Source organism: Flavobacterium sp. 123 (genome assembly GCF_003634825.1).
Taxonomy (GTDB): Bacteria; Bacteroidota; Bacteroidia; order Flavobacteriales; family Flavobacteriaceae; genus Flavobacterium.
Map to the genome: position 1 here is coordinate 1,263,425 of NZ_RBXD01000001.1, position 16,248 is coordinate 1,279,672.

Here is a 16,248-nt window from a genome sequence, read left to right on the forward strand (position 1 = left end):
CTTCAATTTAAATTTTAAGTAAAAAAAGCAAAAAGAAAATCTCTAGAATAAATTTATTGATTTGACAATTAGAATTGGAAAACTTTGCTTTCGAAAATTTTTGACTAAACCATTTTCTTATATCTTTGCTTCATGCAGTTTTCAGAAATTATAGGTCAGGATTACATCAAAAGTCATTTAACTAAAAGTGCCGATTTAGGTAGAATCCCTCATGCACAATTATTTGTAGGTCCAGAAGGTAGCGGAACCCTAGCTATGGCTATTGCCTATGCACAATATATATTGTGTACTAATATAAATGGAGAAAACTCAGGACCTAATGAATCTTGTAATATTAAATTTCAAAAAATTTCACATCCTGACTTACATTTCGTATACCCTACTGTAAGTACCGAGGAAGTAAAGACAAAACCAAAAAGCATTGATTTCATAACGGATTGGAGAACATTTGTAACTCAAAATCCATACGGAAGTTTATTTGATTGGTATTCCTTATTAGGTGTCCAAAATAAACAAGGCGAAATAAGAGTTGATGATGCACAGGAAATCTTGAAATCATTATCCTTAAAATCATATGAAGGTGGCTATAAGTTTATGATTGTTTGGATGGCCGACAAATTAAACACTGCCGCATCTAATAAATTATTAAAACTATTAGAAGAACCACCCGAAAAAACAGTCTTTATTTTAATATCTGAACATGAAGAAGATATTATTCAAACCATTCGTTCTCGATGTCAAATCATTAATTTTAATGGATTAAGCGAAGCAAGTATTGCAAACGCTCTAATAGATAGGGAGCAAATGGATCCAAAGCTAGCTTCTAAAATTGCACATCAAGCACAAGGAAATTTCAACAAAGCATTGCATTTATCGCATGATGACACTGATGAATCTCCATTTGATTTATGGTTTGTAACATGGGTGCGAGCAGCATTTAAGGCAAAAGGTAATGCAGCGGCTATTCAAGATTTAATTCAATGGAGCGAACAAATAGCTGGCTTGGGAAGAGAAACTCAGAAAAAATTTCTACAGTTTTGCATCGAAATGTTCCGACAAGCTTTACTATTGAATTATGAAACCAAAGATTTAGTTTACATGGAACCAAAGGTCGAAAAATTCAAACTCGAAAATTTTGCTCCTTTTGTAAATGGAAATAATATAAATGATATTTATAAAGAACTATCTGATGCTATGTATCATATAGAACGCAACGGAAATGCAAAAATTATTTTAACGGATTTATCCATAAGACTTACTCGTTTAATACATAAAAAATAAGAACTATGAACAATGTTGCCTCAATTCTAATTTTAGTTTTTTTAGCAATTACATTTTTACAATCTGGTTATGACAAACTTTTTTATTGGAAAGACAATTTAGAATGGCTGAAAGGTCATTTTGCTAAAACCCAATTAAAAAACCAAGTGCCGTTAGCCTTATTACATGTTTTAATATTAGAACTTGTTTCAGGTATTTTATGTGTAGTTGGAGCAATTGAATTATTATTAAATAGTGGTAGACTATTTGGCTATTATGGGGCTGTGTTTTCTTGCATCACACTGCTCATGCTTTTATTTGGACAACGTTTAGCTAAGGATTATGATGGAGCAAGAACAATCGTGCTTTATTTTATTCCAGCGGTAATGGCCGTATATTGGTTGAATTAACAAAATTGAATTTTATAAAATAGTAATTACATATAAATGACTCCAAAACACCCCTCAGAATCTCTAGCAATATTAACCGATTTAGTTTTACCTAGTGAAACAAATCCCTTGAACAATCTTTTTGGAGGTGAATTATTAGCCAGAATGGATCGCGCAGCAAGTATTGCAGCTCGAAGACATTCCCGAAGAATTGTTGTGACTGCGTCTGTAAATCATGTCGCTTTTAATAGAGCCATTCCTTTAGGAAGCGTTGTAACTATTGAAGCAAAAGTGTCAAGAGCTTTCAAAAGTTCTATGGAAATTTTTATAGATGTTTGGACAGAAGACAGAGAATCAGGAAATAGAACCAAAGCTAATGAAGCCATTTATACTTTTGTAGCGGTTGATGATACCGGAAGACCTGTAGAAATAGCTCCGATAATTCCAGAAACTGATTTAGAAAAACTACGTTATGAAGCGGCACTTAGACGTAAGCAACTAAGTCTTCTTCTGGCAGGAAAAATAAAACCACACGAAGCTACAGAGTTAAAAGCCCTATTTATAGAAGACTAAAAAGCACGATTTTATTTTGGTAGAAAAGAAAATTATTTTTTAGTTTTCCATCCAAAAAAATGCTTCAAAAAGAAGTCCCGTAACTTAAAAAAAAGAAGTATTTTTACGAAATATCCATTCGAAAACAGATGGAATATTTTATGTAAATATTTCATTCAAAATAAAAAAAGAGATACAAATAAATGAAAGAAAAGATGAGTTCAGAGAAAGAAGCTAAATTAAAAGCGCTACAACTTACGCTTGACAAACTAGATAAAACCTACGGAAAAGGTACGGTAATGAAAATGGGGGACAAAGCCATCGAAGAAGTAGAAACTATTTCTTCCGGTTCTTTAGGAATTGACCTAGCCCTTGGAGTTGGTGGATATCCAAAAGGAAGAATTATAGAAATATATGGTCCTGAATCATCTGGTAAAACAACCTTAACACTTCATGCCATTGCTGAAGCTCAAAAAGCAGGCGGAATAGCGGCTTTTATAGATGCTGAGCATGCTTTTGACCGAAATTATGCAGAAAAACTAGGTGTTGATATTGAAAATTTAATCATTTCTCAACCCGATAATGGAGAACAAGCATTAGAAATTGCGGAGAATTTAATTCGTTCTGGTGCCATTGATATTGTTGTTATTGACTCTGTTGCAGCATTGACTCCAAAAAGTGAAATTGAAGGTGAAATGGGAGATTCTAAAATGGGTCTTCACGCACGATTAATGTCACAAGCGTTACGTAAATTGACAGGAACTATCAGCAAAACGCATTGTACCGTTTTCTTTATTAATCAATTAAGAGAGAAAATTGGAGTAATGTTTGGTAACCCAGAAACAACAACTGGTGGTAATGCATTAAAATTTTATGCTTCGGTACGTTTAGATATTCGTCGTTCATCACAAATAAAAGATGGTGACAACGTAATTGGAAACAGAACGAAAGTAAAAGTGGTAAAAAACAAAGTTGCTCCTCCTTTCAAAGTAGCTGAATTTGATATTATGTACGGTGAAGGAGTTTCTAAAACTGGAGAGATTTTAGACTTAGCTGTTGAATTTGAAATTATCAAAAAAGCAGGTTCTTGGTTTAGCTATGGCGAGACAAAACTTGGACAAGGAAGAGATGCTGTTAAGTCTTTAATAAAAGACAATCCAGAATTAGCAGATGAGCTAGAAGTAAAAATCAAAGCACATATTAAAGAATTGGCAAATGCCTAATAAATTAAAAAGAGTTCATCCTGGTGAACTCTTTTTTTATACCTTAATTTTACTTTAAATTTCTTTTTCAAAATCGATCAATTGTTTATGAATTATATCATAAACTTCTTCTCTAATTTCTTTCCTATCTACTCCTTTTTTACCCAAAGTCTGAACGAGCGAATGGATTTTTACTCTCATAATTCCTGGGCTACCACTAAAAAAAGTATACGAAAATCTTTTTTTATTATCGCCAAAGGTAATTGGAAGAATTGGAATTTGATGTTCTATTGCTAATCTAAAAGCACCATCTTTAAATGTATCTAAAACTATTTTCTCATCATTAGGAACACCTCCTTCAGGAAAAATGCAAACACTCAGCCCGCGCTTAATTCTCTTTTCTGCACTATTGAAAACTTCCATTCGGCTTTTAGAACAACTTCTATCCACTAAAATGCAAGTTCTTTTGTAGAAAAATCCAAACAATGGAATTTTTGATAATTCTTTTTTACCTACAAAAACAAATGGGTTTTTAATAACAGCCAGCATCAACATAATATCAGCCATTGAAGTATGATTAGCAACAATCATATAACTTTTATTGGAATCTAATTCTTCGGATTTTTCAACTTTATAATAAAACCCCATTCCGAAAAGAATAAATTTTGCCCATAATCGAGCCATCTTAAAGAAATAAGGATACCCTTTTTCTGTCCATATAGAAATGACCAAAAATGGCAACATAATAAGTATAGGAATAGCCATTAGCACATAAAACCATATGCGCCAAAACAACCAAAAACCAATTTTAATTATTCTCATAACATCAAAAATAAGAAATCAAGTGTGACTTTAAACAAAAGAATTAAAAATAGAATTATTTAAAGCATATTCTAAGTTCTTTTATAGTAGTTCATAAAACAGATAAAAGCATAAAATATTTTAATCCTTGCTTAAGAAAACATCTTTGTGGGTTTTTAATATTAATAATTACATTTAATAAGCACCCCCGTGTTTTTTATACTTATATTTATAATTTACGATATTATTTGAACACGAACCCCTTATTTTTTTAGGGTTAATGCCGTTTTATTGATTTTTTGAATGCGAAATTGAAAAAAACTAGCTAAAAAAATAAAAGAATTATTAAAAAATAATTACCAAAAAAAGAATATTGCATTAATTATCAAATAATCATAAAAACGTCATTTTTGTCTAAAAAAAAGTAATAATTTAGCTAAAAATGATCGTTTTTTGAACTACAAATAATCAAAAGTTTAATTTTTTAATAATGAAAAAAAATATGAAATTGACACCTAAATTAAACATTAATGGATGGGACGAAATGTTTTCAAATGAAGGAGTACGTGATTCGTACCGCCAAGTATTAGCAAAGTTACAAACTTCAGATCATGAATATCTGAGCGATAAACAAAAACAAGCAGCCGATTTTTTCATGAATCAGGGGATTACATTTACTGTTTATAGCGATGATAATCAGGGAATAGAACGAATTTTTCCGTTTGATATTATTCCCAGAATTATTACAAAAAACGAATGGACCGAAGTCGAATCAGGAATAAAACAAAGATTAGCGGCGCTAAATTTATTTTTAGAAGATGTTTATAATAATCAAAATATTATAAAAGACGGAATAATCCCCGCTTCTTTAATTGCTTCTTGTCCGCATTATATTCAAGAGGTTCATGGTATAAAAGTGCCTCATAATATTCACGTACACATTGCTGGTATTGACTTAATTCGTGGTGCAAAAGGAGAATTCTATGTCTTGGAAGATAATTTAAGATGCCCTAGTGGCGTAAGTTACATGCTTGAAAACAGAGAGATTACAAAACGTATTTTTCCAAAAATGCTGTCTTCTAATCATGTTCGTATGGTGAGTAATTATCCTATGATTTTTCATAACATTCTTGTTTCATTGTCTCCAAGAAATATTTCAAATCCAAATGTAGTTTTGTTAACTCCTGGTATTTATAATTCTGCTTATTACGAACATACATTTTTAGCAAGACAAATGGGAATCCCATTGGTTGAAGGTAGAGACCTTGTTGTTAACAACAATAAAGTATATATGAAAACCACATCAGGCCTTCATCAAGTTGATGTAATTTATAGAAGATTAGATGATGAATATCTTGACCCTTTAGTTTTTAAACCAGACAGTACATTAGGAATTCCAGGTCTAATTAGCGCTTACAGACAAGGAAATGTAGCCTTAGTAAATGCGGTTGGAAATGGGGTTGCGGACGACAAAGCAGTATATGCTTATGTTCCGGATATGATAAAATATTATCTAAACGAAGAGCCAATTCTTAAAAACGTTCCTACTTACCAAATGGAAAATATCGATGAGCGCGAATTAGTTTTTGCAGATATGGGAAACATGGTTATAAAAGAAACCAATCAAAGTGGTGGTTACGGAATGATAATGGGAAATAAAGCAACTGATGAGGAACTAGAAAATGCAAAAATTGCCATTTGTAATAACCCTAGAAATTTTATTGCACAGCCTATAATTCAGTTGAGTACGGTTCCTTGTTTAATTGATGGCGAATTAAAACTCCGACATGTGGATTTAAGGCCCTATGCTTTATGTGGTCCAAAAGGAGTTGAAATAGTACCCGGAGGATTAACTAGAGTTGCGCTTACCGAAGGATCCTTAGTGGTGAATTCTTCACAAGGAGGAGGAAGTAAAGACACTTGGATTATACAATAACTAAAAAAACGAAAAACTACTTTTCCTTATTTTTAAATAAACGATACAGAAAATGAAAGTAAATATGCTAAGTCGAGTGGCAGATGGAATGTTTTGGTTAGACCGATACATGGAGAGAACAGATGGAATGATGTTAACGCTGAATACCTTTTACATCCTGTCTTTTGACAAAGAAATAGAGAATTATCAAGGTTTCAAACCATTATTAGAATACTATACTGATCTGCCTAAAGAAAAAATAAAAGAGATTCAACACGATACTACATTTATTCTTAAATATATTATTTGTGATAGTCAAAACCATAATTCAGTAAAAAACTTAGTGAATAAAGCGCGCGAAAATGCAAGAGGTTCTCAAGATAAAATAACCAAAGAACTTTGGGAACACATCAATTCATTATATCATTATATCAATTCTCCTGAATTACCAAAAAAACTAGAAACCTCAAGTGCTTTGAAGATTGTAACGAAACTCAACAAAGATTTCTTGCTCTATAACGGAATTCTTCAAGTAACTATGCCAAGAGGTTCTGGTTGGTGCTTTTCAGGTATTGGAAAACATATTGAAAGATGCTTGCAAACTATTTCTTTAACACAAGCCTATTACGCGCCAATTAATTACAACCTTGAAGGCGATGAGGATTTATTATATTGGAGAAGATTATTGTTGTCTTTATCTGGTTACGAAATGTATCTAAAAAGCTATAGCAATATTCCTCACAATCGTAAAGTTGTTCAACAAGTTATTTTTAATAAAGATTTTGCTCATTCTGTAATATATACTTTAGAATTAATCAGCGATCATTTAACTTATTTATTCCGAGACAATACACTAAGTGAAGCTCGAACATTGAACAATCAATTTGGAAGACTTAAAAGCTATGTTGAATATACGGATTATCATAATCTAAGCAATCACCAACTAGAAGAAGTTCTGAACAATACGAAAGCACAATTAAATCAATTTTCAACTGATTTTTCTAAATTATTCTTTTCATATACATAATATAAATGGCACTTTTTAAAATAATCCACATTACAAAATACCAATATAATTGGCCTATAAAAGAAAGCATCAACGAGATTCGTTTGTTTCCACATAACTTTGACAATCAAGATGTGTTACAACATCAGCTTTTGATAACTAATAGTCCTGAGATATACATTTCTGAAGATTGTTTTGGGAATCGTGTAGGGAACTTCAACACCTTAGAAACACATTCCGAAATGGTAATCGAATCACGAATGTTAGTTCGTGTAAATCATTCGTTGAAAATTCCAGAAATAGAAAGCACTACTATAGAGGATTTAACAGAAGAAAAAGAAAAAAGCATTAACCTGCTAAGACTTTGTTATCCAGAAGTTATTGAAAAACAAAACGAAATCAATGCTATTTTAGATAAAATAGACTTTAAAAACAAATCTATTATAGAAATTGCACAACGGTGTAATGAATATGTTTTTTCTAATTTTACTTACACAAAAGGAATCACCAATATTGAAACAACTGTTGATGAGATTTTAGAAATCAAAAAGGGCGTTTGTCAAGATTTTGCACATGTTCTATTGCAACTGCTTCGCACTGCAGGAATCCCTTCACGCTATGTAAGCGGATATATCTGTCCTAACGAAAGCGGTCTTCGTGGTGAAGGCGCTACGCATGCTTGGGTTGAAATTTACTCCCCAAAACAAGGTTGGCTTGGTTTAGATCCTACAAATAATATTTGGACGATGGAAAACCATGTAAAACTATCCGTTGGAAGAAATTTCACCGATTGTACTCCTGTAAAAGGAACATTCAAAGGACTTGCTAAACAAACACTTTCAGTATCCGTATCAATCGGCTATGAAGATGGAAGGCAGTTTGAAGAAATAAACAATGTTCTTTTAGAAGTCGTTTCAACTCAACTACAAGAACAATTAGATTATATCGAAAACATGCAGCAACAGCAGCAATAATAAAACAAAAAAGAGCACTGAAATAGTGCTCTTTTTTGTTTCTAAATAATATCCCTCTTACATTGACAACCAACTTGCAGGATTGTTATAAGTAGTATTTTGAAGAATTAAAAACTTAATTATTGTTTTCCCAGTTTCTCCATTGGTTCTTACTTTTCCAATATTTTGCTTTCGGTTAACATGCTCTCCTTTGCTTACACTTACTGAACTTAGGTTTTGATATACCGTAAAGAAATCTCCGTGTTGAATCATTACTGCTTTATTTACAGGCGATAAAACGATTACACTAGAAACAACTCCATCAAAAACAGCTCTTGCATTAGCACCTTGATCTGTAGTGATTTCGACACCGCTGTTGTGAATCATCAATGATTTGTATACTGGATGTGCTTGGTCGCCATATCCTAAAGAAATAAAACCTCTTTCCACAGGAAATGGTAATCTTCCTCTATTTGCTCTAAAATTATCCGCTACGATTTTAGCTTCAGGTGTTAGTTCAATTTTTGTTGAAGATACAGGTGCAGCTGCGGCTTCACGCTCCATTTTTTTAGATTCCGCTTTTGTTTCTGCCTTCGTAGTTGTTTTAGATTCTGCTTTTAAATTTGCATTAGCCAATGCTTTTGCTTTTGCTTTTTCTAAAGCTGCTCTTCTGTTTGATTCTGCAATTGCTTCTCTAATTAACCTGTTAATTTGTTTGTCAATAGACCTTGCTTCTTGTTGTTTTTTCTTGATGTCAGCAGCAATTTTATTTTTATCCTTCTTGATAGAATTTACTAATTTTTGTTGCTCTTGTTTTTCTTTTTCTAAAGCTAATCTCTCTTTTTCATTCTCAGCAATCAACTTCTTCTTAGCCGTTTTTTGAACATCAAGTTTGTCATTATATTGAACAAGATCTTTAGATTTTACTTTTATTTCTTCTCCTTGAATTTTTCGATAACTAGTATATTGTTTCATATACTGCGCTCTTTTATAGGCTTGCAAAAAGTTTTCTGAAGACAAAATAAACATTGCTCTACTTTCTTCCGAACGGCTTTTATATGACTTAACAATCATCTTAGCATAATCTTCTTTGAGCACAACTAATTCTCTTTTAAGTTTATTGATTTGCAGTTGATTAATATACATATCATTACTCAAAAGCTTGGCTTGCTTTTCGGTAGTATTAATTAGTTTTTCTTTAAGCTTTATCTTATTGCTTTGGATAACAATTACATTTACAGCTGTTTTTTCTTTTTTCTTAACAGACTGTAATAGCTTTTCGTTTTCTCTAATTTCTTGTTGAATCTGAGCTTTTCGTTGCTCTAATTTTTCTTGTTGCGTTTCTTGGCTCCATATAAATGAAGTCATAAAAATAAAAATTAGGCTTAGGAGAAATTTTGGCATATTAAAAATATCTTTTTGCAAATTTACTTAATTATAATTCTTTTGTACCCATTTGGAACACTATATGGAAAAGAAAGTTCTTCGTTAAGGGTGATTGTATTGTAATTTAAATTGATTTCGGTTTTCCCTTTTTTCTGGAACGTATTTATTGATACATTCGATGGTATTACAGTACCGTTATATTCTCGACTGTCTGAATATCCTACTTGAATCATTCGATCTTCAGCGGCTTGTGTTATTTCTTGTTTTTGAATCAAAAAAGTAGTTGCATCTAAAAAGAATGATTTTTTAATATTTCCATTCGAAAAATCATCTAATCTATATACTTGTTCGGCGAACGTTTCGTTGTATTTTCCAGTATTCAAATCATCAAAAGCTTCGCCTAAAAGCATGTTTTGAATTTTATTGTAATCTAAATCTGCGCCAAGCCATTTGCTCAATCCGCTGAAATCGCCTTCAAAATAACTTCCATTAATCTTCTCGTAATAGTTCACCGCATTAGGTGTAATTAATGCTTTGGCCATTGTTATTCCTAAAAAACGAATGCTGATTAAAATTTGCTCGTCTTTTTTAATTTTTATCTCGGCCGTAACATTTTGAGTCTGTTTTTCATCTGCATATCGAGCATTTGCTTTTATATATAATGTAGAAAATTTATTTTTATTGTTGTAGTGATTTTCTATTATAGTATTTACCGGCAAATGTGTTGCGTCAATACTTGATGCTACAACCGCTGATTTTGACTTACATGAAACTACAAAAATAAGTAGTAGTAAAAGGGCAATTTTATTCATCTATTATTTTTGTTTTATTAATTGATTCGCTTTAGAGAAATAGATCTCTTTTTTCTTGAAATCTCCCAAACCATTGTAGGCTTCTCCTAATTGAATATTAAAATTAATTTCTAAAGTGAGATCTTCCACTAAATAATCCAATCCCATTTCCAATACTTCTTTGGCTTTTTTGAATTGTCCCAATTGATTGTTTGACAAACCCAAATAATAATAGAATTGAGGTTGTGTTGGGAAGGTCTCCATCATTTCTGTTGCTTTTTTAGACACCAATTCAAATTGTCCTATTTCGGTGTAAGCTTGAAGCAAAAGTAAATTGGTTTCAATATCATCTGATGTGCTATTTTTTAACGACTGCTCGTAGTATTTAATAGCTATTCCCCATTGCTTTTTATTGTGATAAAATTTTCCAATTTCCTTAGTAACATTAACTTCTTTATCATTATCAAAATACCTTATTGCTTTTTCTAAATCTGTTGTGTATTGCGGATTTACATTGACAAAGATTAAAAACTCATTGAGTATTCTGTGCTTTATTTTTGAATCAATTTTGTTACTTGCTAGAACAATATTCATTGCTTGTATGGCCTTGACCGCATCGTTTTTGTCCAAATAACTTTTAAATAAACTTACTTGTGCCCATTCAGAAGTTGGAATTGCTAATTCTAATTTTTTAGCTATTTCTAGTACTTTATCCGAATCATTGTTTTTTGAATACAAGAAAATTAAATTAATATAATTCGATTCTTCCTTTGGATTTTTATTGATTTGGCTAATTAGATTGGCTATTTCCTCGTCTTGATATTTACCTCCGGATAAAATCTGTATTTTATATAGTTCTCTTTCTTCTGTATTTCCAAATTTATCATTCAGTTCGTTAATCAATAAAAGTGCTTTATCATATTGATTTGTAACCATATATAAGGAAATCAAATCGTCTTTATAGCCTTGATCTAAAGGAATCAATTTATTAATCACCGCTATTGCTTGAGTATAATTTTTAGTTTGATAACTTACATCGTACATTCCTTCCCAAAACCACTTATTATTAGGATCTAACTGTGTGGCATGTTCGAAAGAATTATAGGCATTTTGATAATTTTTTAAAGCCAAATAATTTTTACCCAATTCAAAATAAACCGTTGCATTATTAGGCTCAATCATCAAACATTTTTCTAAAGCAATAATAGCCTTGTCGTAATTCTCAATCCCTTTTTGCAGCAATGATTCATAAAAAGAATCTTGAAACTCATTGTTAACTATAGTAATTTCTTCTGGTTCTGTTTGCGCCACAAGCGAAACTGGAATGCAAAACATCCCAAAGAAGATTAGTACTAAAGTCTGTTTTCTCATTGCTGTATGCTCTCTTTTATTCCAATACCGAATAATCTCCTATGCTTATACTGGTGAAATTTCCATCAAAATTAGCGTGATTTCCAATCATTGCATTGTCTAAATTCGCGTTTTTTATATGGGAATGTGTTTGTACCAAACTGTTTTTGATAGTACTATCAACTACATGACAACCTTTACCTAACGACACATTTGGACCCACAGTTGCATTAATTAAAACCACATCTTCAGCAATATAACACGGTGGAATAATTGTTGCGTTTTCTAATTTTACTCCGCCGTCTACTAAATTATGTCCGTCTTGTTGCAAAAAGCCCAACATTCTTGAATTTGTTTCAACAGTTACATTTTTATTTCCACAATCCATCCATTCAGCAACTTCTCCTGGTACAAAAACCATACCTTTTGCCATCATTTGCTTGATTCCGTCATTTATTTGGTATTCACCACCATGAATAATATTGTTGTCCAACACGAGTTGCAGTTCGTTTTTCAAAACAGCAACGTCTTTGAAATAATAGATTCCAATAACTGCAAGATCTGAGACAAATTCTTTTGGTTTTTCAACCAATTCAATGATTTGATTTGATTCGTTTAAATTTACTACACCAAAAGCTTCTGGTTGATCTACTTTTTTCACCCAAATCACGCTATCGGCATTTTGATCCAAATCGAAATTAGCACGAATCAAAGTATCGGCATAAGCAATAACAGCTGGGCCACTCAAAGAATCCTTAGCACACATAATGGCATGCCCGGTTCCAAGTGCTTCGTTTTGATAATAAATAGTTCCTCTGGCTCCTAACTTTTCAGCAATTGCAATTAAATCGGCTTCAACTTGAGTGCCAAAATCTTTGTGAATGATAAAAGCAATTTCTTCAATATCTTGATTTAAAACTCCCGCAATATCTTCTACTAAACGATGTACAATTGGTTTTCCTGCAATTGGAATTAATGGTTTAGGAATAGTTAATGTGTGAGGTCTTAATCTGGAACCACGTCCAGCCATTGGTACTATTATTTTCATTTGTTTTTTATTAAAAGATTAAATGATTGAAAGATTTAAAAATTATCGAGAATCTTTTAATCTTTGAATTATTAAATTATTGAATGTTTTTACTTCACTCCTGTACTCCCAAAACCACCTTCGCCTCTTGATGTTTCAGACAATTCTTCTACTTCAATCCAGTCAGCGCGTTCGTGTTTAGCAATAATTAATTGAGCAATACGCTCTCCGTTTTCGATAACAAAAACATCATTTGATAAATTTACTAAAATCACCCCAATTTCTCCACGATAATCTGCATCAACTGTTCCTGGCGAATTCAAGACTGTAATTCCTTTTTTGGCAGCTAATCCGCTTCTAGGTCTTACTTGAGCTTCGTAACCAATAGGCAACTCTATAAAAAGGCCTGTTTTTACAATAATCCTTCCTAATGGTTGCAAGGTTATAGATTCTGATAAATTGGCTCTTAAATCCATTCCTGCTGAAGCTATGGTTTCATAGTTTGGTAGGTCATGCTGTGATTTGTTGATTATTTTTATAGTCATGTTTTTATTTTAAAAAATCAAAAGATTAAAACGAATAGCAGTAAAAAATCCTAAAATATTATTGTTTTTTTCGTTTTGCAATACTTAATATTGTTGCTTTTTCGTTGTGGTATATAAAATACATAAAGAGCAACAACAATGGAATTCCAACGAAATAATTCTCTCGGAATCCATAAAATGAAATTACCGAAAATCCAATTGATATTCCCAAATAAGCCCCAATTTTTTCCATATCATACGGTATCGGATAATGTTTGTTTCCTAAAACATACGAAATAAACATCATGCTTCCATAAGCTGAAATTGTGGCAATAGCAGAACCGTAATAACTGTATTTTGGGATTAAAAAATAATTCAAAACCAATGTTACTATTGCTCCAACAATTGAAATATAAGCGCCAATTATAGTTTTATCGGTAAGTTTATACCAAACCGAAAGATTGTTATAAATCCCTAAGAAAAAATTAGCCAAAATAATCAACGGAACCACTTTCATTGCTTCCCAATAGGATTTATTATCAAGTAGTAATAGTTTTAAAACATCCGCAAAAACAATTACACCAAGTAATATTAAGGATCCTAAAATCACGAAATACTTAGTAATAACCGCATAGGTTTGCGGTGCGTTTTCTTTATTTGAATGACTAAAAAAGAACGGTTCAATACCTAAACGGAAAGCTGTTGCAAATAAAACCATAAACAATCCAAGCTTATAACAGGCAGAATAAGCTCCTACTTCAGATTTTGCAATGTTTTCAGGAAGCAAGTATCCTAATAAAATTTTATCAAAATGCTCATTTACTGCAAATGCAATTCCTGCAACGAGAATAGGCAAACTGTATTTCATCATTTTTTTCCAAAGTACGCGATCAAAATTTCGTTTTAGAAAAAGATAATTTGGAGAAAGAACTACAAAAGTCAGCAAACTTGCCAATAAATTGGAAATGAAAATATATCCTATTTCGAAATTTTCAACGTATAAATTTCCAATAAATGAATTCGGACTTGAATCTGCAATTTTAGGCAATGCCAATAAAAAGAAAAGATTTAGAATTAAATTTACAGCTACATTTCCAATTTTAATTGCAGCATACATCATCGGTCTTTGATTGGCACGCAATTTAGAAAACGGCACTATCACTAATGCATCCAAAACTAAAATCCAGATGGAATAGGTTATGTACTGCACATCAACATTAGCCATAGCAGCCAATGTACTTCTGAAAATTAAGGCGCCAAAAAGAAAGAAAATAGAAGACCAAAATATAGATATTGTAGTCGTTGCAATGACATTTTTCTTATCCGTTTCAGAATTATAAAACCGAAAGAAAGCAGTTTCCATTCCGTAGGATAAAATTACGTTGAAAAAAACCATCCATGACAATACAATGGAAACCTCACCATATTCGGCGGTTGGCAATATTCCTGTGTACAACCTTACGAGTAAGAAACTCAACATACGGGGTAAAACGGTTGCTAACCCGTAAATCGCAGTCTGTTTGAAAAGATTTTTATATAATCCCAAGGTGGTCTTGTTTATTAATATTTATAAAAACAAAAATAACGAATTCGTTGGTTTAATTCTGTTTTTAAAATTAGAATCACCCCAAATTTGTTAACAGCTTTTTTAAGATAAGCCAGACTCGTCCAAAGTCTTTATAAAATGAAATCCTCTAGGAGCATATCCTTGATTGTAATAAAAACGATGTGCGGTAAAATTTCCTGTATAAGCATCCAGAACAATCATAGTACAGCCACTTTCTTGCGCTTTTGTATGGATATAATCTGTCATCATTTTTGCAATTCCTTTGCCACGATGCTCTGGGTGTACAATAAAATTATCTATCTCAAAATACTTTCCACACCATAATTTAATCCCAGACCATAAACCAGAAAGACCCACACAAACATCGCCATCAAACACAGCAATTTGTTTGTAATTGTGAGGGACCATTTCCTCAAGATATGACTGGTATTTTTCAGCAGTAAATTTTGGATATAAATGCTTAATAATTTCTAATTGAGAAAGCATTTCAGGTAATGTAATTAATTCTTTGATTTCCAATTTCATCCTGATTTAAATATTATGATATAAAATTAGTTAAAAAAAAAGGTATGCTAACGCATACCTTTTAAATATATTATTCAGATAAAATCTATCCGTTCAATGCTTCTGCACCACCAACAATCTCAAGGATTTCATTAGTAATAGCTGCTTGACGTGCTTTATTGTAAGTCAATTTTAATTGATCTCTCAACTCAGTAGCATTATCAGTTGCTTTGTGCATAGCTGTCATACGAGCTCCGTGCTCAGATGCAAATGAATCTCTTATCCCTTTATACAATTGTGTTTTTAATGATTTTGGAATCAAAGTCAATACAATTTCTTCTTTTGAAGGCTCGAAAATATAATCACCAGCTGAAGCTGATTTTTCTGATTTAATAGGAGCTAAAGGCAAAAATTGTTCTGTTTGTACAATTTGAGTAGCTGCATTTTTAAACTGATTGTAAATCAATTCTATTTTGTCATACTCGCCAGAAACAAATTTTTGAGTTAATACGTCTGCAATAGCAGCCACATTGTCAAAAGTAAGATTGTCAAAAACAGCGCTTTGATTATCAACTACCGTAAGGGTTTTGCTAAGAATATCGTTTCCTTTTTTACCTATGGCAAAAACATCAACTTGTTTTCCAGCATAATATTCAGAACGTGTTTTAGCTTCCTTAATTACATTTGAATTAAAAGCTCCACATAAACCTCTATTAGAAGTGATTGCAACAATTAAAACTTTTTTCACTTCACGTTGTGTAGTAAAATCTCCTCCTACATCTCCGTCTAGAGTTGCGGAAAGGTTTTGTAATAATTCCGTTAATTTTTCGGCATAAGGTCGCATAGCTGTGATTGCATCTTGTGCTTTCTTTAGCTTTGCTGCAGAAACCATTTTCATTGCCGATGTAATTTGCATCGTAGATGAAATGGAAGTAATTCTATTACGGATTTCCTTTAAATTTGCCATTTTCTTTATAGTGAAGAGTGAGTCGTGAAAAGTGAATAGTCAAAACTACTCCCT

16 protein-coding genes are annotated in these 16,248 nt (G+C 32.0%); 7 read left to right on the forward strand and 9 right to left on the reverse strand.

The window, feature by feature from the left end:
- The first annotated feature begins 132 nt into the window (after positions 1 to 132).
- The 4 genes from C8C88_RS05640 (at position 133) to recA (ending at position 3,424) form a co-directional block, all read left to right on the forward strand.
- The gene (locus C8C88_RS05640) at positions 133 to 1,281 is read left to right on the forward strand and encodes a DNA polymerase III subunit delta' (protein ID WP_121337174.1); all 1,149 of its coding nucleotides are present in this window, start codon (positions 133 to 135) and stop codon (positions 1,279 to 1,281) included.
- Positions 1,282 to 1,286: 5 nt separating this feature from the next.
- Positions 1,287 to 1,670 carry a DoxX family membrane protein gene (locus C8C88_RS05645; RefSeq protein ID WP_121337175.1) on the forward strand — a complete coding sequence of 128 codons (384 nt, stop codon included), beginning with the start codon at positions 1,287 to 1,289 and terminating at the stop codon, positions 1,668 to 1,670.
- A gap of 36 nt (positions 1,671 to 1,706) precedes the next feature.
- Positions 1,707 to 2,222: an acyl-CoA thioesterase gene (locus tag C8C88_RS05650; RefSeq protein ID WP_121337176.1), complete on the forward strand. Its 516-nt coding sequence runs from the start codon at positions 1,707 to 1,709 to the stop codon at positions 2,220 to 2,222.
- Between the two features lie 194 nt (positions 2,223 to 2,416).
- On the forward strand, positions 2,417 to 3,424 hold the full coding sequence (recA, locus tag C8C88_RS05655) for a recombinase RecA (protein ID WP_121338583.1): 1,008 nt from the start codon (positions 2,417 to 2,419) through the stop codon (positions 3,422 to 3,424).
- Between the two features lie 54 nt (positions 3,425 to 3,478).
- Here recA and C8C88_RS05660 read toward each other — a convergent pair whose 3' ends face one another.
- On the reverse strand, positions 3,479 to 4,225 hold the full coding sequence (locus C8C88_RS05660; protein ID WP_121337177.1) for a 1-acyl-sn-glycerol-3-phosphate acyltransferase: 747 nt from the start codon (positions 4,223 to 4,225) through the stop codon (positions 3,479 to 3,481).
- A 469-nt stretch (positions 4,226 to 4,694) separates the two neighbouring features.
- Here C8C88_RS05660 and C8C88_RS05665 point away from each other — a divergent pair, with 469 nt between their 5' ends.
- The 3 genes from C8C88_RS05665 to C8C88_RS05675 are packed head-to-tail and all read left to right on the forward strand — an operon-like array spanning position 4,695 to position 8,099.
- Entirely contained in the window at positions 4,695 to 6,140 is a 1,446-nt protein-coding gene (locus C8C88_RS05665; protein ID WP_121337178.1) for a circularly permuted type 2 ATP-grasp protein, read from the forward strand.
- Positions 6,141 to 6,192: 52 nt separating this feature from the next.
- On the forward strand, positions 6,193 to 7,146 hold the full coding sequence (locus C8C88_RS05670) for an alpha-E domain-containing protein (protein WP_121337179.1): 954 nt from the start codon (positions 6,193 to 6,195) through the stop codon (positions 7,144 to 7,146).
- Positions 7,147 to 7,151: 5 nt separating this feature from the next.
- Positions 7,152 to 8,099: a transglutaminase family protein gene (locus C8C88_RS05675; protein ID WP_121337180.1), complete on the forward strand. Its 948-nt coding sequence runs from the start codon at positions 7,152 to 7,154 to the stop codon at positions 8,097 to 8,099.
- A 57-nt stretch (positions 8,100 to 8,156) separates the two neighbouring features.
- Here the strand turns inward: C8C88_RS05675 and C8C88_RS05680 are convergent, their stop codons facing one another.
- From C8C88_RS05680 to atpG, 8 genes are all read right to left on the reverse strand, one after another.
- On the reverse strand, positions 8,157 to 9,482 hold the full coding sequence (locus tag C8C88_RS05680) for a murein hydrolase activator EnvC (RefSeq protein WP_121337181.1): 1,326 nt from the start codon (positions 9,480 to 9,482) through the stop codon (positions 8,157 to 8,159).
- Between the two features lie 23 nt (positions 9,483 to 9,505).
- Positions 9,506 to 10,276 (reverse strand): DUF4292 domain-containing protein, encoded by a 771-nt coding sequence (locus tag C8C88_RS05685; RefSeq protein WP_121337182.1) that lies wholly within the window; start codon positions 10,274 to 10,276, stop codon positions 9,506 to 9,508.
- Positions 10,277 to 10,279: 3 nt separating this feature from the next.
- The gene (locus C8C88_RS05690) at positions 10,280 to 11,626 is read right to left on the reverse strand and encodes a lipopolysaccharide assembly protein LapB (protein ID WP_121337183.1); all 1,347 of its coding nucleotides are present in this window, start codon (positions 11,624 to 11,626) and stop codon (positions 10,280 to 10,282) included.
- Positions 11,627 to 11,642: 16 nt separating this feature from the next.
- Positions 11,643 to 12,653 carry a sugar phosphate nucleotidyltransferase gene (locus C8C88_RS05695; RefSeq protein WP_121337184.1) on the reverse strand — a complete coding sequence of 337 codons (1,011 nt, stop codon included), beginning with the start codon at positions 12,651 to 12,653 and terminating at the stop codon, positions 11,643 to 11,645.
- Between the two features lie 89 nt (positions 12,654 to 12,742).
- Positions 12,743 to 13,177, reverse strand: coding sequence for a dUTP diphosphatase (dut, locus tag C8C88_RS05700; RefSeq protein ID WP_121337185.1), 435 nt, complete (start codon positions 13,175 to 13,177; stop codon positions 12,743 to 12,745).
- A 58-nt stretch (positions 13,178 to 13,235) separates the two neighbouring features.
- Complete coding sequence (locus C8C88_RS05705; RefSeq protein ID WP_121337186.1) at positions 13,236 to 14,702, reverse strand: lipopolysaccharide biosynthesis protein; 1,467 nt, start codon at positions 14,700 to 14,702, stop codon at positions 13,236 to 13,238.
- A 102-nt stretch (positions 14,703 to 14,804) separates the two neighbouring features.
- A complete protein-coding gene (locus C8C88_RS05710) occupies positions 14,805 to 15,248 on the reverse strand; it encodes a GNAT family N-acetyltransferase (RefSeq protein ID WP_121337187.1) in 444 nt (147 codons plus the stop codon).
- A gap of 85 nt (positions 15,249 to 15,333) precedes the next feature.
- Complete coding sequence (gene atpG / locus C8C88_RS05715; RefSeq protein WP_121337188.1) at positions 15,334 to 16,194, reverse strand: ATP synthase F1 subunit gamma; 861 nt, start codon at positions 16,192 to 16,194, stop codon at positions 15,334 to 15,336.
- Between the last annotated feature and the right edge of the window lie 54 nt (positions 16,195 to 16,248).